The sequence below is a fragment of the Roseococcus sp. YIM B11640 genome (assembly GCF_049727625.1).
Lineage (GTDB): Bacteria > Pseudomonadota > Alphaproteobacteria > Acetobacterales > Acetobacteraceae > Roseococcus.
The window spans coordinates 1-1,192 of record NZ_JBBJOZ010000015.1; the positions used below are offsets into that span (position 1 = coordinate 1).

1 protein-coding gene is annotated in these 1,192 nt (G+C 65.4%); it reads right to left on the minus strand.

The window, feature by feature from the left end; translation table 11 throughout:
• Positions 1 to 1,188: an elongation factor Tu gene (gene tuf, locus WJM96_RS22840; RefSeq protein WP_424814868.1), complete on the minus strand. Its 1,188-nt coding sequence runs from the start codon at positions 1,186 to 1,188 to the stop codon at positions 1 to 3.
• Between the last annotated feature and the right edge of the window lie 4 nt (positions 1,189 to 1,192).

Consider the following 1,192-nt stretch of genomic DNA (forward strand, 5'->3'; position numbering starts at 1 on the left):
TTACTTCGCGATGGAGGCGACGACGCCGGCGCCGACGGTGCGGCCACCTTCGCGGATGGCGAAGCGCAGGCCCTCATCCATCGCGATCGGCGCGATCAGCTCGACGTCCATCGACACGTTGTCGCCAGGCATCACCATCTCGACGCCCTCGGGAAGCTTCACGATCCCCGTCACGTCCGTCGTCCGGAAGTAGAACTGCGGACGATAGTTCGTGAAGAACGGCGTGTGACGGCCACCCTCTTCCTTCGTCAGGATGTACGCCTCCGCCTTGAACTGCGTGTGCGGCGTGATCGAGCCCGGCTTCGCCAGAACCTGACCGCGCTCCACTTCCTCGCGCTTCGTGCCGCGCAGCAGCGCGCCGATGTTGTCGCCGGCCTCGCCGCTGTCCAGCAGCTTGCGGAACATCTCGACGCCCGTCACCGTCGTCTTGATCGTCGCGCGCAGGCCGATGATCTCGACCTCCTCGCCCACCTTGATCACGCCGCGCTCCACGCGCCCCGTCACCACCGTGCCGCGGCCCGAGATCGAGAACACGTCCTCGACCGGCATCAGGAACGGACGGTCCACCGCGCGCTCAGGCTGCGGAATGTAGCGGTCCACCTCTTCCATCAGCTTCAGGATCGCCTGCTCGCCGATCTCGGGAGTCTTGTCCTCGAGAGCCGCGACCGCAGAACCCTTCACGATGGGGATGTCGTCGCCCGGGAACTGGTAGGAGGACAGCAGCTCGCGCACCTCCATCTCCACCAGCTCGACCAGGTCAGGATCAGCCAGGTCCATCTTGTTCAGGAACACCACCAGCGCCGGCACGCCAACCTGGCGCGCCAGCAGGATGTGCTCCCGCGTCTGCGGCATCGGGCCGTCAGCCGCAGACACCACCAGGATCGCGCCGTCCATCTGCGCCGCACCCGTGATCATGTTCTTCACGTAGTCGGCGTGGCCCGGGCAATCCACATGCGCATAGTGCCGGTTCGGCGTCTCGTACTCGACGTGCGCCGTCGAAATCGTAATGCCGCGAGCGCGCTCCTCAGGAGCCTTGTCGATCTGGTCGTACGCCGTGAACGACGCCCCGCCCTGCTTCGCCAGCACCTTCGTGATCGCCGCCGTCAGAGACGTCTTGCCATGATCCACATGGCCGATCGTCCCAATGTTGCAGTGCGGCTTGTTCCGCTCAAACTTCGCCTTGGCCATCGTC